The organism is Streptomyces filipinensis (genome assembly GCF_014649495.1).
In the GTDB taxonomy this organism is placed as follows: Bacteria; Actinomycetota; Actinomycetes; order Streptomycetales; family Streptomycetaceae; genus Streptomyces; species Streptomyces filipinensis.
Genome location: NZ_BMTD01000028.1, coordinates 59,885 through 82,298, shown reverse-complemented (window position 1 = coordinate 82,298; position 22,414 = coordinate 59,885). Strand labels below are relative to the sequence as shown.

The window sequence follows — 22,414 nt, the reverse complement described above, 5'->3', positions numbered from 1 at the left end:
GTGGCCGTGCGCCAGGGTCGCCGTCGGCGGCTCCGCCGCGTCGGATCGTTCGTCCATAGGCCGTGCATCGCCCGTCGCCCCCCTCAGAAATCTGAACTGTCCATCCCCGGCGCCGAACGTTCCACGGCGCAGCCCCTGTCGGGACGATACACCAGGATCGTCACTCAGGGACATAGCTTCTCTACGCTCCGTGACGACCAGCGGGTATGCGCGTACGCGCCGCGTCCGGGGGGTTGCGGAGGGTGCCGGAAGCGGGCTACGCCCCCGTCGTGAGGATCACGTTGCGCAGCGGCTCGTGGTTCACGAACCGGGTCAGCTGGTCGACGAGCAGCCGCTTCGCGCGTGGTGAGAAGGCCGAGGTGGGGCCGCCCACGTGCGGGCTGATGAGCACGCCCGGCGCCTGCCAGAGCGGGTGTCCGGGCGGCAGCGGCTCGGGGTCGGTGACGTCCAGGGCCGCGGTGATACGGCCGCTCTCCAGCTCCGCCAGCAGTGCCTTGGTGTCCACGACGGGGCCGCGTGCCACGTTCACGAGCAGCGCCCCGTCCTTCATCCGCGCGAGGAACCCGGCGCTGACCAGGCCTCGCGTCTCCTCCGTCAAGGGCGTGGAGAGGATCACGACATCGGCGTGTGGAAGCAGAGAGGGCAATTCGGTGAGCGGATGCACTGGACCGCGCGCCGTGGTGCGCTTGGAGCGCGCAACGCGCGCCACCCGCGCGAGCTCAAAAGGCGTGAGCCGGTCCTCGATGGCGGCGCCGATGGAGCCGTAACCGACGATGAGGACGGACTTGTCGGCGAGGGCGGGCCGGAATCCGCCGAGCCATTCACCGCGCTCCTGGGCCCGTACGAAGTCCGGGATGCCGCGCAGGGAGGCGAGGACCAGGGTCAGGGCCAGTTCGGCGGTGCTCGCCTCGTGCACCCCGCGCGCGTTGCACAACCGCACGCCCGGGCGCAGGTGTTTCAGGCCCGGCTGCACATGGTCGATGCCCGCCGTCAGCGTCTGTACGACCTCGACGGAGGTCATCCGCGGCAGCGGGCGCACGGCGATGCCCACGGGCTTCATGTAGGGCACCACGTAGACGGCGCAGTCGGCCGGGTCACCGGGAAAGGGCTGGTCACCGTCCTCGCCGCCGTCCCAGAACAGGTACCGGGGTCCCTCGGGGAGCCCGTCGATCCCCTCCGGCGCCATGGGAAGCCACACGTCAGCAGTCATGGCAAGGAGGCTATGTCAGGTACGCGCGCGTGCAGAGGTTAGGTTGGGGGCCGGGCAGAGGGAGGTTCACGAGCAGGTGGAGCGCAGGACGATCGGCGCGGGGGCGCTCGCGGTGGGGGCCGTCGGACTCGGGTGCATGCCGATGAGCTGGGCGTACAGCGGGTCGCGGCAGCGGGGCGAGACCTCGCTCAGAGCCGTGCACCGGGCGCTGGACCTGGGCTCGACCCTCCTGGACACGGCGGACATGTACGGCCCGTTCACCAACGAGCTGTTGCTGGGCCGGGTGTTGAAGGAGCGGCGCGCGGACGCCTTCGTGTCCACGAAGGTCGGGCTGCTGGTGGGTGAGCAGCACATCGTGGCCAACGGCCGTCCCGGATACGTGAAGCGGGCCTGCGACGCCTCGCTGCGGCGCCTGCAGACGGATGTGATCGACCTCTACCAGCTGCACCGCGCGGACCCCGAGGTCCCCGTCGAGGAGACATGGGGCGCGATGGCCGAACTGGTGCGGGCGGGCAAGGTCCGGGCGCTGGGGCTGTGCGCGGTCGGCGCGCGCGGTGGCCGCCGCTCGGGGGCCGGGCTGCACGACACCACGCTGCGCCAGCTGCAGCGGGTGCAGCAGGTGTTCCCGGTGGCGGCCGTGGAGGCGGAGCTGTCGGTGTGGTCGCCGGAGGCGCTGCAGGCGCTGCTGCCGTGGTGCGACGCCCGGGGTGTGGGGCTCCTCGCGGCGATGCCCCTGGGCAACGGTTTCCTGACCGGCACGCTGACTCCCGGCGAGGGTTTCGAACCGGACGACCTGCGCGCTCGCCATCCCCGTTTCACGGCGGAGATGATGGCGGCCAACCAGCCGATCGTCGCGGGCCTGCGCCGCATCGCGCGCCGCCACGGCGAGGACGTCACCCCGGCCCAGGTGGCCCTGGCCTGGGTCCTGGCCCAGGGACGCCACGTGATCGCCCTCCCGGGCACGAAGACGGAGCGCTGGGCCGCGGAGAACGCGGCAGCACCCGGCCTGCACCTGACCGAGGAGGACCTGGCAGAGATCTCCCGGCTACCGCCGGCCCACGACTCCTGGGACTGAGAAACAACGGGCCGGCCTCGGCAGCCGGGACCGAGGAGGCCGCCGGGGCGGGGGGCCGGGTGGGCGGGGCTGTGGGCGGGCCGGGACCGGGGCCGGGATCGGTCGCGCCAGGCGAGTCCGTGGAGCCGGGTCGGCTGGGGTGGTGAGTCCCTGGGGGCGGGACCGGGGGTGGCTGCCCGGGCCCGGGGGCTGGGCTTTCGCGTTCGGGTCGGGTGGATCGGGAACCCGGGCGGGGCGGGCGGTGTATGAGAGGTAGCACCTGCTGCTGGACCACCGCCTCGAAGGGACCATGATCGTGCAACGTCGAGCCGTGTCGGCCGTGTTGGCCACAGCCGCCCTCCTGCTCACCGCCGGCTGCTCCTCCGACGGAGGGGGATCCCCGGGCGGCGCCGGAAGGACGCCGCCCACGGGTACGGCGCCGGGCGCACCCCCCTCCGGCCGGGCCACCGAGCCGGCCCCGCCGGCCAAGGGCTCGGTGAAGGTGCTGCGCACCGTGGCCGAGGGCCTGAAGACGCCGTGGGGGCTGGCTCCGTTGCCCGACGGCGGTCTGCTGGTCTCCTCCCGCGACGACGGGACGATCACCCGGATCGACGAGAAGACGGGCCGCACGACCGAGCTGGGCAAGGTGTCCGGTGTCTCCCCGGCCGGCGAGGGGGGTCTGCTGGGCATCGCCCTCTCCCCCGACTACGCCTCGGACCACATGATCTACGCCTACTTCACCTCCGCCTCGGACAACCGCATCGTCCGCGTGCTCTACGACGAGCGAAAGCCCGCCGGTGAACAACTCGGCGCTCCCGACACGGTGTTCAAGGGCATCCCCAAGGGCGTCATCCACAACGGCGGCCGCATCGCCTTCGGCCCGGACCGCATGCTGTACGCGGGCACCGGCGAGAGCGGCGAGCGCGGCCTGGCCCAGGACAGGAAGTCCCTGGGCGGCAAGATCCTGCGTCTGACCCCGGAGGGCGAACCGGCTCCGGGCAACCCCTTCCCCGGCTCCCCGGTGTACTCGTACGGCCATCGCAACGTCCAGGGCCTGGCCTGGGACGACAAACAGCGGCTGTTCGCCTCGGAGTTCGGCCAGGACACCTGGGACGAGCTGAACGCGATCAAGCCGGGCGCGGACTACGGCTGGCCGAAGGCCGAGGGCAGGTCCTCCGACGCCGCCTTCCAGAACCCGATAGCCCAGTGGCACACCGATGACGCCTCCCCCAGCGGCATCGCCTGTGTGGACGGCGTGATCTGGATGGCCGGCCTGAAGGGGCAGCGGCTGTGGCGCGTCCCGCTGCGGGGCACGGAGGCCGCCGCGGCACCGCAGGCCTTCCTCTCCGGGACGTACGGCCGGCTGCGGACGGTGGTCGCGGCGGGCGGCGACCGGGTGTGGCTGGTGACGAGCAACACGGACGGCCGGGGACACCCGAAGAAGGGGGACGACCGGGTGCTGGAGGCGCGGGTGAACTAGGACTCAGCGCTCGCCGGTCCGCCCCTCGTCCCCGCTCGCCGCCGGCTCCGTCGCGGCCGGTGGTGGTTCCGGCAGCCGTATGACGGCCTTCCCGGACGCCAGGTCTATCGGACCCCGTCCGGGATCGTTGTCGCCGACGTCCTCGCGGGTCAGCTCAAGCCGGTTCTCTTCGTCCCGGGTGTGTTTGCGACTGGGTGCGAACAGTTCCTCAAAGGCGTTGAACACGGCCTCTCCCCCGCTTTCTCCTCCTCATGGCCTTTTTTCCAGCCTAGGCATCAGCCCGTCGTTCCGGCAGTGAGCGTCTCGGCCGGGAACAGCCCGAGCCGATGTGCCACCGCGGCTGCCTCTCCGCGGCCCGAGACACCGAGTTTGCTCAGGATGTTGGAGACATGGACGCTCGCCGTCTTCGGGGAGATGAACAGCTCCTCGGCGATCTGGCGGTTGGTGCGGCCGGCCGAGACCAGGCGAAGGACGTCCCGCTCGCGGCTGGTGAGTCCGAGGGCCGCGGCGGGGTCCGCGGGAGTGAGGGCCTGCCGTGGGGTGCGGGTCAGGTTGAGGCGGGCGCGCTGGGCGAGCCGGCTGACGGCGTCGGCGAGGGGCCGGGCGTCGAGGTGGGCGGCGACCGCCCCCGCCAGCCGGAGCAGTTCGAGCGCGCGGTCGCGTGCGTCGTCGCCCCCGGTGGACGTATCCGCCGGGGGTGTGGCGCCGGAGGACAGGAGTGCTCCGGCGAGACGGTGGCGGACCCGGGCGAGTTCGTACGGGCGGTCCAGGTACTCGAAGGCGGTGACCACCGGCGACCAGTCGTCGGGGGTGTCGGTGCCCTCCGTCCGGCGCAGTTCGGCGCGGGTCCACAGGTCGTAGGCCTGCCAGAGCGGGGCGCCGGTGGTGAGCCGGCGTACGGCTTCGCCGAGGCGGTCGAGGATCTCGGTGCGGCCCGGCTGCGCGGCGGGCAGGGCGCGGACGTCGGCCTCGGCGGTGGCGGCGGCCCGCAGCAGGGGCCAGCCGTACTGGTGGGTGCCGGGTGGGAAGCCGCCGTCCAGGGCCTGGAGCAGTTCGGCGCGGGCGTCGGCGATACGGCCTTCCTCGGCGGCGACGCCGAGGGAGACCCGGGCCAGCGGCAGGAGCTGCTGGGGCATGGGGTCGTGGGTGCCGTAGTGGGCGCGGGCGGCGGCGAGTTGCCGGGCCGCCTCGGCGAGGTCGCCGCGGGCCAGCGCGAGGTGTGCCAGACGCAGCGCGCCCGCGCCACGGGGCTTGGCGCTGTGGGCGCCCCGGGTCGCGTGCGCGGCGGCCTCGGCGGCCTCGGGCCACTGGCCCAGCGAGTAGAGCGCGGCGGACAGGTTGCCCCATATCCAGGCCTCGGAGTCCAGCAGGCCGTACCGGCGGGCGAAGGCGATGCCCTCGCGCATCAGCGGCGCGGCCTCCCGGTCGCGGCCGACGCTCTGCAGCTCGGACGGCAGGTTCACATAGGCGCGGCCCGCGACGTAGTGCGCGCCCTCCGCGAGGGTGTCCCGCAGCACCTGCCGCATCTCGGAAAGGCCGGTCTCAGGGTCTCCGGAGTCGACCCTGAGTCCGCCGAGGGTGAGGCGGGCGTGCAGTTCGATGTCGCGGGCGCCGACCATGCGCGCGTACTCCACGGCCCGCTCGGCGGCGGCGAAGGCCTCGGGTCCGGGCCGGTGCAGCATGGACCAGCCGGCGGCGAGGGCCAGCACCTCGGCGTGCACCTCGGACGGGGGCAGACCGCGCACCAGGTCCCGGGCGGTGGCCAGTTCCTGCCAGCCGTCCCCGCGGGCCTGGGCCTGGACCAGTCGGGAGCGCTGCACCCAGAACCAGGCGGCGCGCTGGGGGTCCGGCTCGTCGTCGAGGAGGCGCAGGGCCCGCTTGGTGATCTTCAGGGCGCGTTCGCGTTCGCCGCCGAAGCGGCCGGCGACGGCGGCCTCGGCCATGAGGTCGAGGTAGCGCAGCGGGGTGGTGGCGGGGTCGCAGCCGCACGGGGGGTAGACCTCGGTGTAGTCGACCGGGCGCAGGGCCGAGCGGACCTCTTCCGGGACGCTGTCCCACAGTTCCATCGCCCGTTCCAGGAGCCCGAGCTGCTCGGTGTAGGCGTGTCGGCGGCGGGCCACGACGGAGGCGTCCAGGACGGCGGGCAGGGCCTTGGCGGCGTCATGGGCGTGGTACCAGTAGCTGGCCAGGCGCATCACCCGCGCGTCGGCCGGGACGAGCGTGGGGTCGGCCTCCAGGGCTTCGGCGTAGCGGCGGTTGAGCCGGGAGCGTTCGCCGGGCAGCAGGTCGTCGGCGACGGCCTCGCGGACCAGGGAGTGCCGGAAGCGGTAGCCGTCGCCGGCCGGGGTGACGGTGAGCAGGTTGGCGCCGACGGCGGCCCGCAGCGCCTCGATGAGGTCGTCCTCGCCGAGCCGGGCGACGGCGGCGATCAGCCGGTACTCCACGGTGGAGCCGCCCTCGGCGACGACCCGGGCGACCCGCTGGGCGCTCTCGGGCAGCGCCTCGACCCGGACCAGCAGCAGGTCGCGCAGGGAGTCGGTGAGGCCGGTGCGTCCGCCGTCGCAGGCGGCCACGGCGAGCTCCTCGACGAAGAAGGCGTTGCCGTCGGAGCGTTCGAAGATCTCGTCCACCTGGGCGGGGTCCGGTTCGGCGGCGAGGATGCCGGCGATCTGGCGGCCGACCTCCTCGCGGGTGAAGCGGGCGAGTTCGATACGGCGGACGGTGCGCAGCCGGTCGAGTTCGGCGAGCAGGGGGCGCAGCGGGTGGCGGCGGTGGATGTCGTCGGAGCGGTAGCTGGCGAGGACGAGGAGCCGGCCGGCGCGCAGGGTGCGGAAGAGGTAGGCGAGGAGGTGGCGGGTGGAGGCGTCGGCCCAGTGCAGGTCCTCCAGGACGAGCACGACGGGTCGGTCGGCGGCGATCCCTTCGAGCAGCCGGGCGGTGAGTTCGAACAGGCGGGCCATGCCCTGCTCGTCGTGGCGGCCGGCGCCGGCCTCGCCCAGGTCGGGCAGGAGGCGGGCCAGTTCCTCCTCCTGGCCGCGCGCGGCGGCGGCGAACTCCTCGGGCAGGGCGTCGCGCAGGGCGCGCAGGGCGGTGGAGAAGGGGGCGAACGGCAGCCCGTCGGCGCCGATCTCCACACAGCCGCCGACGGCGACGACGGCGTGCCGGCCGGCGGCCGTGGCGAACTCCTCGACGAGGCGGGTCTTGCCGACGCCGGCCTCGCCGCCGAGCAGCAGCGCCTGCGGCTCGCCGGCGCGGGCGCGGGCGAGTGCGTTGTTCAGGGTGTCCAGTTCTTCGGTGCGGCCGACGAACACGGGACTGACGGACCTGGTCTCCACGGGCCCGAGCATCGCACGGGGTGCGGACGTCGGGGCACCGGTTTTCCACAGATCCGGTGCGATCGTCGTACCGGCGGCCGGGAGGGTGGTGCCGACGGACGGAGGGGTCGTACGACTGGGGTGGGCAGTCGTACGACCCTGGTCCGGGAGGTCCGGGAGGCGGCCGACCCCCGTACGGCCGCCCGCCGTCCCGCCGCGGTCCGCCGGGCCGGTGTTCACGCGGTGCGTGGGATCCGGTGCCGGCGGGGGCGGTCGGTATGGGACTCGGCGGCGGCGCTGTCGTGGCCGGCCGGGCCCTCGTGGCGGGCGGTGCGGTTCATCCGGGCGATCCTGCGGGCCAGGCGCTCCTGCTCGGCCTCGCGGATCAACTGGGCGGAGCGCATCTTGTGGTACTCGATCTCGATCACGGCGTGTCCTTCGAGGAGAGTCGGTGTCGTGCGTCGCTTTCTGCGATGCCTCCACCTTCGTCTCCCAGGGGGGTGTGCCACATCGGGAGAGTTCCGCATCTTCGGGCGGCGTAGGGGCCGCACGCGTGCGTAAGGGGCCTCAGGGAGTCCCTAAGGTGCTCATGGACTCCCTAAGGCCCCCGGGGACCTGCGGGTTCTCAGCCGGTCGAGGGCAGGCCGAGCAGGACGTCGGAGTACTTCAGACCCGCCAGCAGCAGCCCGATGACACCGAGCGAGACACCGGCCCAGGCGACGGATTTGGTCCAGGGGGCCTGGGGGCGGCCGGGGGCGCCGAAGGCGGGCCGGGCGAGCACGACCACGCCCGTGAGCAGCGCGGCCAGCGCGAACAGGCCGGCCCACAGCGCGGTGCTCTGCCAGGCGTTGCCGTAGACCGCCTTGATCTGGGTGGCGACGCCCGCCGTGGAGGAGGTCCGCAGCTGGCCGACGAGCTGCTCGCGGGCGCCGGCGACGGTGCCGATCCAGCCGCCGCTGAGCGAGACGAGGCCCAGTGCCGCCGAGACGACGGCCCCGGCGCCCTGGCCGACCCCGGAGGGCACCTTCTCCTCGGGTTCCTGCTCTCCGAAGACCCCTTCCTCAGTGGTCTCCGCCTGCTCGGAGTCGTCCTCGCGGGTCTCCGCCCGCGCGGCTTCGTCCTCGGTGGTGACGGCCTCCACCGCCGTCTCGTCGGCCTGCGCCTCGGTACCGGTCCTGGCGTCTTCCTCTGTCTTCGTAGCCATGCCCGGCACCGTACGGACCCTGTCTGAGAGGTCCCTTAATGATCGTTTAATGATCGTTGTGCGCGCCACGCGCGCGTGCCGCACGCCACTCGGGGGCGAGCACCGCCCAGACCTCGGTGCTGGCACGCACACCCCGGTACGCGTAGTTCTCGCGGAGCACGCCCTCGCGGGTCATGCCGAGCCGCCGGGCCACGCCGATGCTGGGCTCGTTGGCCGTGGAGACGAGCCACTCCACCCGGTGCATGCCGCGCTCCTCGAAGGCCCACTCCAGCAGCACCCGCATGCCCCGCGTGACCAGTCCGCGCCCGGCCGCGGCCGGCTCCAGCCAGCAGCCGGCCTCGCACACTCCGCCCGACGTGTCCCACACGCGGAACAGCAGGCCGCCGACCAGCTTCCCGCCCAGCCAGATGCCGTGCAGGCTGCCGGCGTCGGCGCCGCGCTTGTCGGCGTACGACTTCAGATAGGCCCGGGCGCTGTCCAGGTCGGTGATCACGTCCGGCAGCCCGATGTGCCGGCCGATGAACTCCCGTCCCCGGTCGATGTCGGCGAGGAGTTCCTCGGCGTGCCAGACCTCCAGGGGCCGCAGCTCGGCTCCGTCGTCACCCAGGGATATCGCGTACATCGTGCTGCTGGTCCTTCCGCAGTTCGTCCACCGAGACCTCGCCGAGCCTCTCATGCGCGGCGCGGCACTCGGGCGGTTCGATGCTGACGCGGGGCAGCAGCCGCTCCAGCCAGGCGGGCAGCCACCAGTTGGCGGCGCCGAGCAGATGCATCAGCGCCGGCACGAGCAGGGTGCGCAGCACGAAGGCGTCCACGGCGACGGCCGAGGCCAGGGCGATGCCGAACATGGCGATCACCCGGTCGCCGCTGAGCACGAAGGCGAGGAAGACCGAGATCATGATGATCGCGGCCGAGTTGATGACCCGGCTGGTCTCGGCGAGGCCGACGCGGACGGCGCGCCGGTTGTCGCCGGTCTCCAGCCACTCCTCGTACATCCGGCTGACCAGGAAGACCTGGTAGTCCATGGAGAGTCCGAAGAGGACGGACACCATGATCACGGGCAGGAACGGCTCGATGGGACCCGCCCGGCCGAGGCCGAGCAGTTCGCTGCCCCAGCCCCACTGGAAGACGGCGACCACGATGCCGAACGCGGCGGCCACGGCGGCGATGTTCATCACTGCGGCCTTCAGCGGGATGCCGAGCGAACGGAACGCGACGAGCAGCAGCAGACAGCCGAGTCCGATGACCGCGCCGACGAACAGCGGCAGTTTGCCGACGATCACATCCGCGAAGTCGTCGTAGCCGGCGGTGACCCCGCCGACCTGGATGTCGAGGGAGGTGCCGGTCTCCGCGCGCGGCAGCACCTCGGTGCGCAGCCGGTCCACGAGGTCGCTGGTGTCCTGCGACTGCGGCGCGGCGTCGGGGACGACGGTGAGGTAGGCGGTGCCGCCGCCGGCGGAGTAGGTGGCCGGGGTGACGGAGGCGATGCCGCGGGTGGCGCGCAGGGTGGTGTCGAGGTTGTCCAGGGCGAGCTCGTCGGCGCCGCCGTCCACCCGGGTCACCAGGGTGAGCGGTCCGTTCACTCCGGGGCCGAAGCCGTCGGCGAGCAGGTCGTAGGCCTTGCGGGTGGTGGAGGTACGCGGATCGTTGCCCTGGTCGGAGGTGCCGAGGTGGAGGGAGAGGGCCGGCAGGGCGAGCAGCGCGACGACGGCGACGGCGAGCGAGCCGAGCAGCTTGGGGCGGCGTTCGACGAGCGCCGACCAGCGGGCGGCCAGACCGGTGGGCAGCTCCGGGCGGGGTCCGTGCGCGGCGAGCCGGCCCCGCTCCCGGCGGCTGAGGGCCCGGGGGCCGATGTACGACAGCAGGGCAGGCAGCAGGGTGACCGAGGCCGCGACGGTGAGCACCACCGTCAGCGAGGCGGCGACCGCGACGCCGTTGAGGAAGCCCAGCCGCAGGGTCAGCATCCCCAGCAGGGCTATGCACACCGTCGCACCCGCGAAGACGACCGCGCGTCCCGTGGTGGCCACGGCGTTCACGGCGGCCTCGGTGACGCTCAGGCCGCGTCTCAGGCCGCGCCGGTGCCGGGTGACGATGAACAGCGCGTAGTCGATGCCGACGCCGAGGCCGATCAGCATGCCGAGCATCGGTGCGAAGTCGGCGACGGTCATGGCGTGTCCGAGCAGCCCGATGCCGGCGTAGGCGGTGCCCACGCCGACCAGGGCGGTGGCGATGGGCAGCGCCGAGGCGGCGAGCGAACCGAAGGCGAGGAACAGCACGACGGCCGCGACGAGTACGCCGACCACCTCGGCGGTGTGCTCGCGCGGGGACTCCGTGAGGCCGATCGCGCTGCCGCCCAGCTCCACCCGGAGCCCGTCGCCCTGGGCGGCCTTGGCGGTGCGCACCACGGCCCGCGCCTCGGACGCGCCGACGTGGTCGGCCGGCCGGGTGAAGGTGACGGTCGCGTAGGCGGTACGCCCGTCGGCGCTGATCCGGTGCGCGCCGTGCCTGCCGTACGGGCCGGTCACCGAGGCGACGTCGGGCAGCGAGGCGATCCGGTGCAGGGTGCGGGTCATGGTCCGTTCGACGCCGGCGGCGCGGACGGTGCCGCTGACGGTGTGCCAGACGACGGTGTCGCTGTCCCCGCCCAGGCCCGGGAAGCCGTCCTGGAGCAGCTGCGCCGCGCGGCCGGACTCGGTACCGGGGACGTCGTAGTCGTTCGAGTACGACGAACCGGCGACGGCGGCGGCCGCGGTGACCCCGCCGAAGGCGAGGAGCCACAGCAGCACGGCGATCAGCCGGTGCCGGACACACCAACGGGCGAGGTCTGCCACGGACGTGCTCCCAGTGATGGTGCGTGGATCTTTGACCGGGAACGATCGTCCATGAGGTGAAGAGCCCGCGAAGAACGTATGAGGAATCGCAGGACACTCTTGCAGGCGAAAGTGATCGTTTGCCGTGATCGTGGGGTTATTCACAAGAGTGGGAGGGACATCACAGGACACTTCACCGAACTCTGTCGCCCCGGGGTGCACTTCGGGACGTCAGAAAAGGCGTACGGCCCCGGAGGACATGCCTCCGGGGCCGTACGACAGGTGCTCAGCCCTCGCTGACGCCCAGCTTCTGGAGGATCAGCTCCTTGACGCGGGCCGCGTCGGCCTGGCCGCGGGTCGCCTTCATGACCGCGCCGACCAGGGCGCCGGCCGCGGCGACCTTGCCGCCGCGGATCTTGTCCGCGATGCCCGGGTTGCCGGCGATGGCCTCCTCGACGGCGGCGGTCAGCGCGCCCTCGTCGGAGACGACCTTCAGACCGCGCTTGTCGACGACCTCGTCCGGGGTGCCCTCGCCCGCGAGGACGCCCTCGATGACCTGGCGCGCCAGCTTGTCGTTCAGGTCGCCCTTCGCGACGAGCTCGGCGACCCTGGCCACCTGCGCCGGGGTGATCGCCAGCTCGTCCAGCGCCTTGCCGGACTCGTTGGCGCTGCGCGCCAGTTCGCCCATCCACCACTTGCGGGCGGAGGCCGCGTCGGCACCGGCGTCGATCGTGGCGACGATCGGGTCCAGCGCGCCGGCGTTGAGGATCGCCTGCATGTCGGTGGCGGAGATGCCCCACTCGGCGAGCAGCCGGGTGCGGCGGGCCAGCGGCAGCTCGGGCAGCGCCGCGCGGATCTCCTCGACCCACTCGCGCGAGGGCGCGACCGGGACGAGGTCGGGCTCCGGGAAGTACCGGTAGTCCTCGGCCTCCTCCTTCACGCGTCCCGAGGTGGTGGACCCGGTGTCCTCGTGGAAGTGGCGGGTCTCCTGGACGATCGTGCCGCCGCCGGAGAGCACGGCCGCGTGGCGCATGATCTCGTAGCGGGCCGCACGCTCCACCGAGCGCAGGGAGTTGACGTTCTTCGTCTCCGAGCGCGTGCCGAACTTCTCGCTGCCCTTGGGCATCAGCGACAGGTTGACGTCGCAGCGCATCTGGCCCATCTCCATGCGGGCCTCGGACACGCCGAGGGCACGGATGAGCTCGCGCAGCTCACGGACGTACGCCTTCGCCACCTCGGGCGCGCGCTCGCCGGCCCCGACGATCGGCTTGGTGACGATCTCGATGAGCGGGATGCCGGCGCGGTTGTAGTCCAGCAGGGAGTGGGACGCGCCGTGGATACGGCCGGTGGCGCCGCCGACGTGCGTCGACTTGCCGGTGTCCTCCTCCATGTGGGCGCGCTCGATCTCCACACGGAAGCTCTCGCCGTCCTCCAGCTGCACGTCGAGGTAGCCGTTGAAGGCGATCGGCTCGTCGTACTGGGAGGTCTGGAAGTTCTTCGGCATGTCCGGATAGAAGTAGTTCTTCCGGGCGAAGCGGCACCACTCGGCGATCTCGCAGTTCAGCGCGAGACCGATCTTGATCGCGGACTCGACGCCGGTCGCGTTGACGACCGGGAGCGCGCCGGGCAGGCCGAGGCAGGTGGGGCAGGTCTGCGTGTTGGCGTCCTGACCGAGCTCGGTCGAACAGCCGCAGAACATCTTGGTCTTGGTGCCGAGTTCGACATGGACCTCAAGGCCCATGACGGGGTCGTACGACGCCAGCGCGTCCTCGTACGACACCAGGTCGGTCGTGGTGGTCACGGTGAAAACTTCCCTCTCAGCCCAGCAGGACGTCGTCGTCGCCCAGCCGCTTCAGCTCGCGGTAGAGGATGGCGAGGCCGGTGACGATCGCGACGGCGGAGACCGTGGCGTCGATCAGCCGCAGCGTGTCGTGCTCGGCACGGGCCTTCTTGATCTGCTTGGCGACACCGAACGCGCCGAACGCGGTGGTGCCCATCGACAGGTACGTACCGGACTTGGACTTCTTGAAGTCCTTGGCCTTGGACAGCTTGCTCACAGTGACGGAGCCTCCTCCAGCAGCGGGTGACCCCACTTTTCCACGAAGGCGGCCTCGACGGCGGCGCCCACCTTGTACAGGCGGTCGTCCTGCATCGCCGGGGCGATGATCTGCAGGCCCACCGGGAGGTTGTCCTCCGGGGCGAGACCGCAGGGCAGGGACATGGCCGCGTTGCCCGCCAGGTTGGTCGGGATGGTGCACAGGTCCGCGAGGTACATCGCCATCGGGTCGTCGGCGCGCTCGCCGATCGGGAAGGCGGTGGTCGGCGTCGTCGGGGAGACGATCACGTCGACCTGCTCGAAGGCCTTCTCGAAGTCACGCGTGATGAGCGTGCGGACCTTCTGCGCGGAGCCGTAGTACGCGTCGTAGTAGCCGCTCGACAGGGCGTACGTGCCGAGCATGATGCGCCGCTTGACCTCGGGGCCGAAGCCGGCCTCGCGGGTCAGGGAGGTGACCTCCTCGGCCGAGTGGCTGCCGTCGTCCCCGGTGCGCAGGCCGTAGCGCAGGCCGTCGAAACGGGCGAGGTTGGAGGAGCACTCGGAGGGCGCGATCAGGTAGTACGCCGACAGGGCGAGGTCGAAGGACGGGCAGTCCAGCTCGACGATCTCGGCGCCCAGCCCCTTCAGCAGCTCGACGGACTCGTCGAAGCGCTGGATGACACCGGCCTGGTAGCCCTCGCCGCGGAACTGCTTGACCACGCCGACGCGCATGCCCTGCACGCTGCCGTTGCGGGCCGCCTCGACGACCGGCGGGACCGGGGCGTCGATGGAGGTGGAGTCCAGCGGGTCGTGCCCGGCGATGACCTCGTGGAGGAGGGCGGCGTCCAGGACCGTACGGGCGCAGGGGCCACCCTGGTCCAGGGAGGACGAGAAGGCGACCATGCCGAAGCGGGAGACCGCCCCGTACGTCGGCTTCACACCGACCGTGCCGGTCACGGAGGCCGGCTGGCGGATGGAGCCGCCGGTGTCGGTGCCGATGGCGAGCGGGGCCTCGTAGGCGGCGAGGGCGGCGGAGGAACCGCCGCCGGAGCCGCCGGGGATCTTGGTGAGGTCCCACGGGTTGCCGGTCGGGCCGTAGGCGCTGTTCTCGGTGGAGGACCCCATGGCGAACTCGTCCATGTTGGTCTTGCCGAGGATGACGACGTCGGCGGCCTTCAGCCGCTTGGTGAGCGTCGCGTCGTACGGCGGGATCCAGCCCTCCAGGATCTTCGAGCCGACGGTCGTGGGCACGCCCTCGGTGGTGAAGATGTCCTTGAGCGCGAGGGGAACGCCGGCCAGCGGGCCGAGCCGCTCGCCGCGCGCCCGCTTCTCGTCCACGGCGCGGGCCTGGGCGAGGGCGCCCTCGCGGTCGACGTGCAGGAAGGCGTGCACCTTCTCGTCGACGGCCTCGATGCGGGCCAGGTGGGCCTCGGTGACCTCGACGGCCGTGAGCTCGCCGGAGGCGATCCTCTCGGCGATCTGCGCGGCCGTGAGCTTGATGATGTTGCTGTCCGTCATGGTGGTCACTCCTCCCCCAGGATCTGCGGCACCTTGAAACGCTGCTGCTCCTGGGCGGGGGCGCCGGAGAGCGCCTGCTCGGGGGTGAGCGAGGGACGGACCTCGTCCGCGCGCATGACGTTCGTCAGCGGGAGCGGGTGCGAGGTCGGCGGTACGTCTTGGTCGGCGACCTCGCTGACGCGGGCGACCGCGCCGATGATGTCGTCCAGCTGTCCCGCGAAGTGGTCGAGCTCTTCGGGCTTCAGCTCCAGACGCGCCAGCCGGGCGAGGTGGGCGACCTCCTCGCGCGTGATGCCAGGCATGCAGCGATCCTCTGGGGTGAGTGTGTGTGGTTTGAGCCCAATCCTATGGGGCGGGGCCCGGTGCCCGTGAAACGGTTTGCCGGGCCCCCGCGCTCAGCGGTGCCGGCCGTCCCAGGCGTCGCTCCTGAGGAAGTGGTTGTCGTACCGCTCCTGCACCTCCAGGAGGCTCTCCACCGTGGCCTCGCCGAGCCGGATGCGCTGGAGGTGGCGGAAGTACTCGAAGCGCTCGACCCCCGGGGTGATGACGATGAGCAGGTCGGCGGTGGCGCCGGGGGCGGCGGCGAAGGCGTGCGGCCGGTCCGGCGGGACGATGACCAGGTCGCCGCGCTCGGCGGTGACGACGTCATCACCCGAGAGGACCTCGGCGGCGCCGTCGAGCAGGTAGAACATCTCGGCGGAGTGGTGGTGCACATGCGGGCGGGCCCCGTCGGCGCCCTCGGCGAGGGTGACCCGCACCGTGGACAGCGCGCCCCCGGTGGCGCTGCTGTCGGCGAGCAGCTTGACGGTGGTGGGCGCCCGGCCGACCACCTCGGCCTCGGCGTCCCGGACGAGGACGGTGTCGTCGAACTTCGGCACGAACAGCGACATGACGCGTTTCCCCCTGTCGGATGCGGTCAGACCGCGAAGAGCAGTCCGGCACTGATCAGTACCACGATGGCGGTGGCGAAGTGGATCCCGAACGCGACGGCCCTCGTACCTCCGTTGCGCAGGACCGTCAGCGTGTCGCCGAACGGTACGAGCGCCACGGCGACCATGAACCACGCCTCCGCGTGGGCTCCGGCGAAGGCCAGCAGGGCCAGGCCCAGCACCCCGAAGGTGCCGTCCCTGAGGCCCTTGACCGACAGGTAGGCGCCGGCGTCGCCCCGGGGGTCGGCCGGGACGCCGTAGCCGGCCGCGGCCGGGCCCGGCTGGAACAGGAACCGGTAGCCGAGGAATACGCAGAACAGGTCGAGCAGGACGGCCAGGGTGTACGCGGTGACGGTCATGTCTCTTCTCCCTCGTCGGCGTTTCTAGCAGCGCTAGCAACAAGAGCGAAGTTATCAGAGCGTCGACAGATTTGCTAGCGTTGCTAGAATTTCTTCCCATGAGGATCCCCAGGCGCCGGGAGCGCGAACGAGCGGACCGTGAGCGGCTGATCGTGAGGGCCGCCCAGGAACTGGCCGAGACGGAGGGCTGGGACGCGGTGACCACGCGCCGGCTGGCCGCCGAGATCGAGTACAGCCAGCCGGTCCTCTACAGCCACTTCAAGGGCAAGGACGCGATCATGGCGGCGGTCGCCGTCCAGGGGTGCGCCGAGCTGGCGGCCGAGCTACGGCAGGCGCGGGCGTCGGTGTCGGGCACGCGGGAGAGGCTGGCGGCGGTGGCGGGGACGTACACGTCCTTCGCCCGGCGCCGGCCCGCCCTCTACGACGCGATCTTCACCCGCCTGGTCGACCTGCCGTCCGCGACGGAGGAGGCCCCGGCACCGCACCGCGAGGCGTTCGGCGAGCTGCTCGCCGCCGTGCAGCCGGTCACCGCCGAGGGCGAGGACACCGGCCTGCTGACGGAGACGTTCTGGGCGGGGCTGCACGGGCTGGCCACGCTGACGAGGACCGGGCGGCTGCCGCCGGAGGCACACGAAGGCCGGCTGGCCCTGCTGATCACGCACCTCATGCGCGGCTGAACGGATCCAGGGCGCGGTGGAGCGCTCCGCAAGGGGTGCGGGGAACCGCGGTGCGGAAGGCTACTCGGCCGCCGGCAGCGCGGCCCGAGGCCGTTGCCACCCCCGCGACCCCCGTGCCCGCAGCCACGCCGTCGTCTCCTCCGGCGGCATCGCCGCGGCGACCAGCCATCCCTGCACGGCGTCACACCCCAGATCCCGCAACCGTTCCCACGTCTCGTCGTCCTCCACGCCCTCGGCGACGACCAGCAGCCCCAGCGAATGCGCCAGATCCACCGTGCACCGCACGATCTCGGCGTCCTCGGTGTCGACGGCGAGTCTGGCCACGAACGACCGGTCGATCTTCAGCTCGCTCACCGGCAGCCGCCGCAGATGCACCAGCGACGAGTACCCGGTGCCGAAGTCGTCCAGCGACATCTTCACGCCGTGCCCGGTCAGGCCCGCGAGGGTGTCCGCGGCCCGCTGCGGGTCCTCCAGCAGCACATGCTCGGTGATCTCCAGCTGCAGCGCCCCCGCGGGGACGCCGTGCCGGGCCAGCCGCGCGGCGACCGACCCCGCGAAACCGGGCGTGTGGACGTCACGCGGGGAGACGTTGACGGCCACCGGGACCCGCAGCCCCTGCGCGCGCCACCGGGCGACCTGCGCGAGCGCGGTCTCCAGGACGTACTCCGTCAGATGGGGCATCAGCCCGGAGGACTCGGCGATCGCTATGAACTCGTCCGGCGGAACCTTCCCTCGCTCGGGATGCACCCAGCGGACCAGTGCCTCCAGGCCGGCGACCTGACCGTCGAAGCGGACCTTGGGCTGGTAGTGCAGCTGCACCTCGTGCGCGTCCAGCGCCCGCCGCAGGTCGCCCAGCAGGCCGAGCCGGTCCGGGGTGTTGGAGTCCCGCTTGGACTCGTACACCTCCACGCCCGTACGGTCCCGCTTGGCCTGGTACATGGCCACATCCGCCCGGCGCAGCAGGCCTTCGGCGTCCAGGGCGTGGTCGGGGAAGACGGCGACGCCGGCGCTGGCCTCCAGGACGAGGGTGAGCCCGTCGAGGTCCAGCGGGGAACTGAGCGCGGCGACCAGACCGCGCGCCACGCGCGTGGCCGACGTGGTGGAGTCGGCGACGGGCAGTAACACGGCGAACTCGTCACCGCCGAGCCGGGCGGCCTCCGCCCCGCGCGGCAGGGCCAGCCGCAGCCGGTCGGCGATCTGCAGCAGCAGCCGGTCGCCGGCGAGATGACCGAGGGTGTCGTTCACCGACCGGAACCGGTCGAGGTCGATCAGCATGAGGGCGGAGCGGGCACCGATGCGCTCGGCGTCGTCGAGGGCCGTCCAGATCCGCTCCAGCAGCCACTGCCGGTTGGGCAGCCCGGTCAGCGGATCGCGCAGCTGCTCCTCGGCACGGGCGCGTGCCATCCACAGGCTGGAGTCCAGGGCGACGAGCGGGATGGCGAACAGCGGGAGCAGGACCGGCTCGGCGTCGGCGACGACGCACAGCAGCGGTGCGATGCCGAGCAGCGCGACGGCGACCAGGCCCTGTCTGACCAGGGCGGTACGGGCCACGGTGGGCACCTTGCCGCTGCGTGGGGCGTACAGGTACCACTGCAGGCCGCGGCTGACCGCGAGGTAGGCGACGGCGACGAGGACGACCTCGGGGGCGGTGGCGACGCTCCAGGTGGCCGGCCGCCAGGGCGTCTCGACGCTCGGCACCCGGCCGAACGCGCCGAGCAGCAGCGCGCCGGCGGCGATGCCGAGGAGGTCCACCGCGCCGAGCAGCACGCCCTGCCGCCAGCGGTGACGCCGGGCGATACCGACCAGGACGACGACGGTGAGGCTGACCATGCCGGCGGGAACCCAGCCGTACAGCAGCAGGACGGCGAGGGTGAGGGCGGCGCCGGAGCCGGTGCCGCCCCACCAGCGGGCGCGGCCCAGCATGACCAGATGGCCGACGATGACGCCGGTGAGCAGGGCCAGCGACCAGCCGACCGTGCCGCACGGGAAGAGGGCGTGGTGGCCGCTGAAGGCGCGGTAGAAGCCGGCGCCGAGGACCAACGCGGCGGCGGCCACGACAAACGCGGGCAGGGCGGGCCAGGACAGGTGCCGTTCGGTGTCGGTGTCGGTACCGGCAGCCGTGCCGGCCAGACCGGGGGCGGGCGCGATGGCCAGGGGTATGGGCGGGTGGGTGTCGGCGGCGGCGCCCGGTCCGCACGCGGGGGTCCGGCCGCCCGTGCGCCCGTGGCCCCGTCCCGTCCACCGGGTCCCCCGCCAGGTGCCCACGCGACGGCGCAGGCGCAGCCATGAGTCGGGGGCGGCGCTCTCGGTCGGTTCCATTCCCGTCCCTCTCACAGCCGGCGGTGCCCACGCCACGCGGCCCGATGTCCGACGCCCATCAGCAGCTCCGCGTTGAAGAAACCTTCCGCGCACCCTGAGAGCGCACGGGGATGCCCCAACCGCAGCCGGGCACGGCAGGTGCACACCTCAACAGTAGGCCGCGGAAGGCTTCCACGGGCACCGGTCGTCGACGGTTGCCCGAATGCGCCCGGGCCACCCGTATGCAACTGATATGCGCCGAACGGGTGGCCTTCAACCGCTACTCCCCGGTCGGAAGCGCGACTTCGGCCGCCGCGTCCGGCCCCCGCTCCAAGAGGACGCGGAATCCGTCCTCGTTCAGGACCGGAACCTTCAGCTGCATGGCCTTGTCGTACTTCGATCCCGGGTTGTCGCCCACGACGACGAACGAGGTCTTCTTCGACACCGAACCGGTCACCTTCGCGCCCTGGCTCTGCAGTGCGTCCTTGGCGCCGTCCCGGGTGAAGTTCTCCAGGGTGCCGGTGACGACGACCGTGAGCCCCTCGAGCGGGCGCGGGCCCTCCTCCTCGCCGGTCGAGGCGTCCTCCAGCGGGACTCCGGCGGCCTTCCACTTGCGGACGATCTCGCGGTGCCAGTCCTCGGCGAACCACTCCTTGAGGGCGGCGGCGATGGTCGGGCCGACGCCGTCGGTCGTCGCCAGCTCCTCCTCCGTGGCCTGTTCGATACGGTCGATGGAACGGAACTCGCGGGCGAGCGCCTGCGCCGCGACCGGTCCGACGTGCCGGATGGACAGGCCGTTCAGGAAGCGGGCCAGCGGACGGGACTTGGCCGCCTCGATGTGCTCCAGCAGCGCGAGGGTGTTCTTCTTCGGCTCGCCCTTCTGGTTGGCGAAGACCGTGACGACCTTCTCCTCGCCCGTCTTGGGGTCCCGCTTGGGCAGACCGCTGTCGGGGTCGAGCACATAGGCCTTGATCGGCAGCAGCTTCTCCACCGTCAGGTCGAACAGGTCGCCCTCGTCCACCAGCGGCGGGTCGGCCGGCTCCAGCGGGCGGGTGAGCGCGGCGGCGGCCACCCCGCCGAAGTGCTCGATGTCCAGGCACTCACGGCCCGCCAGATAGGAGACGCGTTCGCGCAACTGGGCCGGGCAGGTACGGGCGTTGGGGCAGCGCAGGTCGACGTCGCCCTCCTTCATGGGCCGCAGCGGCGTGCCGCACTCGGGGCACTCGCCCGGCATCACGAACTCCCGCTCGCTGCCGTCCCTGAGGTCGACCACCGGACCGAGGATCTCCGGGATCACGTCACCGGCCTTGCGCAGCACGACCGTGTCCCCGATGAGGACGCCCTTGAGCTTGACGACCGCCTGGTTGTGCAGGGTGGCGAACTCCACCTCGCTGCCCGCGACCGTGACCGGCTCGACCTGGGCGTACGGCGTGACGCGACCGGTGCGGCCGACACCCACCTTGATGTCGACGAGCTTGGTGTTGACCTCTTCCGGCGCGTACTTGTAGGCGATCGCCCAGCGCGGCGCGCGCGCGGTGGAGCCGAGGCGGCCCTGGAGCCGGATCTCGTCCAGCTTGACGACGACACCGTCGATCTCGTGCTCCACGGAGTGGCGGTTCTCGCCGTAGTGGGCGATGAAGCCGCGGACGCCGTCGAGGTCGTCGACCACGCGGTTGTGCGGGGAGGTGGGCAGGCCCCAGGACTTCAGCAGGTCGTAGGCCTGGGAGAGCCGGGTCATGCCCGTGAAGCCCTCCAGGGCGCCGATGCCGTGGACCACCATGTGCAGCGGGCGGGTGGCGGTGACCCGCGGGTCCTTCTGGCGCAGGGAACCGGCAGCGGCGTTACGGGGGTTGGCGAACGGCTTGTCGCCGGCCGCGACCAGGCGTTCGTTCAGTTCGAGGAACTTCTCCATCGGGAAGTAGACCTCGCCGCGGATCTCCACGAGGTCCGGGATCTCGTCGCCCTTGAGGCGGTCCGGGATCTCCGCGATGGTCCGGACGTTCGGAGTGATGTCCTCGCCGGTACGGCCGTCGCCGCGGGTCGCCGCACGCGTGAGCCGGCCGTTCTCGTAGGTGAGGTTGACCGCGAGGCCGTCGACCTTCAGCTCGCACAGGAAGTGGTAGTCCTGGTCGCCGAGTTCGCGCGCGATGCGCTCGGCCCAGGCGGCCAGCTCCTCGTCGTTGAAGGTGTTGTCCAGGGACAGCATGCGCTGGCGGTGTTCGACCGCGGTGAACTCCGTCGCGTACGACCCCGCGACCTTCTGGGTCGGCGAGTCCGGGGTGCGCAGCTCGGGATACTGCTCCTCCAGCGCCTCCAGGGTCTTCAGCAGCCTGTCGAACTCGGCGTCGCTGATGACGGGGGCGTCCTTCACGTAGTACCGGAAGCGGTGCTCCTCGATCTGCTCAGCGAGCTGCGCGTGCTTGTCACGTGCCTCGGCGGGCACTGCCGTCTCCGCCTGCTGCTTGTCGCCGGCCACCGTGTCGTCCTCCCGTTACTCTGGGTTGTCAGCGAGGGATCTCGCCGCCCGGGCGCAGTGGGCGAGCGCCTGGCGTGCGTAGGCGGGGGAAGCTCCCGCCAGCCCGCACGCCGGGGTCACCGTGACCGCCTCCGCGAGCAGCCCCGGGTGCAGACCCAGCCTGCGCCACAGCGTCCTGACACCCATGACGCTACCGGCAGGGTCTGACAATGGCCCTTGAGTGCCGCTCACGACACCGGTGAACAGCCGCGTGCCCCCCTCGACGGCTTCGCCGATCGCGTCGTCATCACGTTCGGTGAGCAGGGCGAAGTCGAAGGAGACCGCGGCGGCGCCGGCCCGCCGCAGCAGCGCGAACGGCACGTCGGGCGCGCACGAGTGCACGACCACCGGTCCGCCGTCCTGGGCCGTGACGACCTCGCGCAGGGTGGCCTCCACGACCTGCCGGTCCACGGCCCGGTGGGTGCGGTAGCCGCTGGCGGTGCGGACCTGCCCGCGCAGGACGGAGGTGAGGGAGGGCTCGTCGAGCTGGAGGACGAGCCGGGCGCCCGGCACCCGGCGCCGCACTTCCGCGAGGTGCAGCCGCAGGCCCTCCACGAGCGAGGCGGCGAGATCACGGCAGGCACCGGCGTCGGAGAGCACGGCCTCGCCGTTCTTCAGCTCCAGCGCGGCGGCCAGCGTCCACGGGCCGACCGCCTGCACCTTGAGATCGCCCTCGTATCCCTGGGTGAACTCCTCCAGGGCGTCCAGGTCCTCCCGCAGCCAGGACCGCGCCCGCCTGGTGTCCCGGCCCGGCCGGTCACCGATCCGCCAGCCGCTGGGCTCCACGCGCGCGTACAGCTCGACGAGCATCCCCGCGGTGCGGCCGATCATGTCGGCGCCGGGGCCGCGCGCGGGCAGCTCGGGCAGGAAGGGAAAGTCCTCGAAGCTGCCGGTGACGGTCTTGGCCGCCTCGCGGGCGTCGTCACCGGGCATGGACCCGACACCGGTGGCCCCGGCGAACCTGAACTGGCTGTTTTCGCTCACCAGGGAAGCCTACGGAACCCGGGGGCC

At 72.3% G+C, this 22,414-nt stretch carries 19 protein-coding genes; 3 read left to right on the top strand and 16 right to left on the bottom strand.

Features of this window, described 5'->3' with window-relative positions; all coding sequences use genetic code 11:
• Positions 1-256 precede the first annotated feature (256 nt).
• Positions 257-1,210 carry a 2-hydroxyacid dehydrogenase gene (locus IE244_RS38045; RefSeq protein ID WP_191878145.1) on the bottom strand — a complete coding sequence of 318 codons (954 nt, stop codon included), beginning with the start codon at positions 1,208-1,210 and terminating at the stop codon, positions 257-259.
• Between the two features lie 76 nt (positions 1,211-1,286).
• Between IE244_RS38045 and IE244_RS38040 the strand changes: the two genes are divergently transcribed.
• Positions 1,287-2,285 carry an aldo/keto reductase gene (locus IE244_RS38040; protein ID WP_191878144.1) on the top strand — a complete coding sequence of 333 codons (999 nt, stop codon included), beginning with the start codon at positions 1,287-1,289 and terminating at the stop codon, positions 2,283-2,285.
• 289 nt (positions 2,286-2,574) lie between these two features.
• Positions 2,575-3,744, top strand: coding sequence for a PQQ-dependent sugar dehydrogenase (locus IE244_RS38035; RefSeq protein WP_191878143.1), 1,170 nt, complete (start codon positions 2,575-2,577; stop codon positions 3,742-3,744).
• A gap of 3 nt (positions 3,745-3,747) precedes the next feature.
• On the opposite strand, the gene IE244_RS38030 is transcribed toward IE244_RS38035, so the two are convergent.
• The 12 genes from IE244_RS38030 to IE244_RS37975 all read right to left on the bottom strand — a co-directional run bounded on the left by IE244_RS38030 (position 3,748) and on the right by IE244_RS37975 (position 15,913).
• Positions 3,748-3,969, bottom strand: coding sequence for a DUF6191 domain-containing protein (locus IE244_RS38030; protein ID WP_191878142.1), 222 nt, complete (start codon positions 3,967-3,969; stop codon positions 3,748-3,750).
• 50 nt (positions 3,970-4,019) lie between these two features.
• Complete coding sequence (locus tag IE244_RS38025; RefSeq protein WP_191878149.1) at positions 4,020-7,091, bottom strand: helix-turn-helix transcriptional regulator; 3,072 nt, start codon at positions 7,089-7,091, stop codon at positions 4,020-4,022.
• 203 nt (positions 7,092-7,294) lie between these two features.
• On the bottom strand, positions 7,295-7,486 hold the full coding sequence (locus IE244_RS38020; protein WP_191878141.1) for a hypothetical protein: 192 nt from the start codon (positions 7,484-7,486) through the stop codon (positions 7,295-7,297).
• Positions 7,487-7,683: 197 nt separating this feature from the next.
• Positions 7,684-8,262 (bottom strand): hypothetical protein, encoded by a 579-nt coding sequence (locus IE244_RS38015; RefSeq protein ID WP_191878140.1) that lies wholly within the window; start codon positions 8,260-8,262, stop codon positions 7,684-7,686.
• 46 nt (positions 8,263-8,308) lie between these two features.
• Entirely contained in the window at positions 8,309-8,884 is a 576-nt protein-coding gene (locus tag IE244_RS38010; protein ID WP_191878139.1) for a GNAT family N-acetyltransferase, read from the bottom strand.
• Entirely contained in the window at positions 8,862-11,093 is a 2,232-nt protein-coding gene (locus IE244_RS38005; RefSeq protein ID WP_191878138.1) for an MMPL family transporter, read from the bottom strand. Before IE244_RS38005 ends, IE244_RS38010 begins: the two co-directional genes overlap by 23 nt.
• A 265-nt stretch (positions 11,094-11,358) precedes the next feature.
• Positions 11,359-12,873, bottom strand: coding sequence for an Asp-tRNA(Asn)/Glu-tRNA(Gln) amidotransferase subunit GatB (gene gatB, locus IE244_RS38000; protein ID WP_191878137.1), 1,515 nt, complete (start codon positions 12,871-12,873; stop codon positions 11,359-11,361).
• A 16-nt stretch (positions 12,874-12,889) separates the two neighbouring features.
• A complete protein-coding gene (locus IE244_RS37995; RefSeq protein WP_031172803.1) occupies positions 12,890-13,129 on the bottom strand; it encodes a hypothetical protein in 240 nt (79 codons plus the stop codon).
• Complete coding sequence (gatA, locus tag IE244_RS37990) at positions 13,126-14,625, bottom strand: Asp-tRNA(Asn)/Glu-tRNA(Gln) amidotransferase subunit GatA (RefSeq protein WP_191878136.1); 1,500 nt, start codon at positions 14,623-14,625, stop codon at positions 13,126-13,128. The genes IE244_RS37995 and gatA overlap by 4 nt, the downstream gene beginning before the upstream one ends.
• A gap of 5 nt (positions 14,626-14,630) precedes the next feature.
• On the bottom strand, positions 14,631-14,927 hold the full coding sequence (gene gatC, locus IE244_RS37985) for an Asp-tRNA(Asn)/Glu-tRNA(Gln) amidotransferase subunit GatC (RefSeq protein WP_006130840.1): 297 nt from the start codon (positions 14,925-14,927) through the stop codon (positions 14,631-14,633).
• A gap of 93 nt (positions 14,928-15,020) precedes the next feature.
• Positions 15,021-15,515 carry a cupin domain-containing protein gene (locus tag IE244_RS37980; RefSeq protein ID WP_191878135.1) on the bottom strand — a complete coding sequence of 165 codons (495 nt, stop codon included), beginning with the start codon at positions 15,513-15,515 and terminating at the stop codon, positions 15,021-15,023.
• A 26-nt stretch (positions 15,516-15,541) separates the two neighbouring features.
• Complete coding sequence (locus tag IE244_RS37975; protein ID WP_191878134.1) at positions 15,542-15,913, bottom strand: DUF4267 domain-containing protein; 372 nt, start codon at positions 15,911-15,913, stop codon at positions 15,542-15,544.
• Positions 15,914-16,011: 98 nt separating this feature from the next.
• Here IE244_RS37975 and IE244_RS37970 point away from each other — a divergent pair, with 98 nt between their 5' ends.
• On the top strand, positions 16,012-16,590 hold the full coding sequence (locus IE244_RS37970; protein WP_191878133.1) for a TetR/AcrR family transcriptional regulator: 579 nt from the start codon (positions 16,012-16,014) through the stop codon (positions 16,588-16,590).
• A 60-nt stretch (positions 16,591-16,650) separates the two neighbouring features.
• Here IE244_RS37970 and IE244_RS37965 read toward each other — a convergent pair whose 3' ends face one another.
• From IE244_RS37965 to IE244_RS37955, 3 genes are all read right to left on the bottom strand, one after another.
• Positions 16,651-18,909, bottom strand: a complete 2,259-nt coding sequence (locus IE244_RS37965; RefSeq protein WP_191878132.1) for a putative bifunctional diguanylate cyclase/phosphodiesterase — start codon at positions 18,907-18,909, stop codon at positions 16,651-16,653.
• A gap of 259 nt (positions 18,910-19,168) precedes the next feature.
• Positions 19,169-21,364 carry an NAD-dependent DNA ligase LigA gene (gene ligA / locus IE244_RS37960; RefSeq protein ID WP_191878131.1) on the bottom strand — a complete coding sequence of 732 codons (2,196 nt, stop codon included), beginning with the start codon at positions 21,362-21,364 and terminating at the stop codon, positions 19,169-19,171.
• Between the two features lie 15 nt (positions 21,365-21,379).
• On the bottom strand, positions 21,380-22,387 hold the full coding sequence (locus tag IE244_RS37955) for a methionine synthase (protein ID WP_191878130.1): 1,008 nt from the start codon (positions 22,385-22,387) through the stop codon (positions 21,380-21,382).
• Positions 22,388-22,414: the final 27 nt, after the last annotated feature.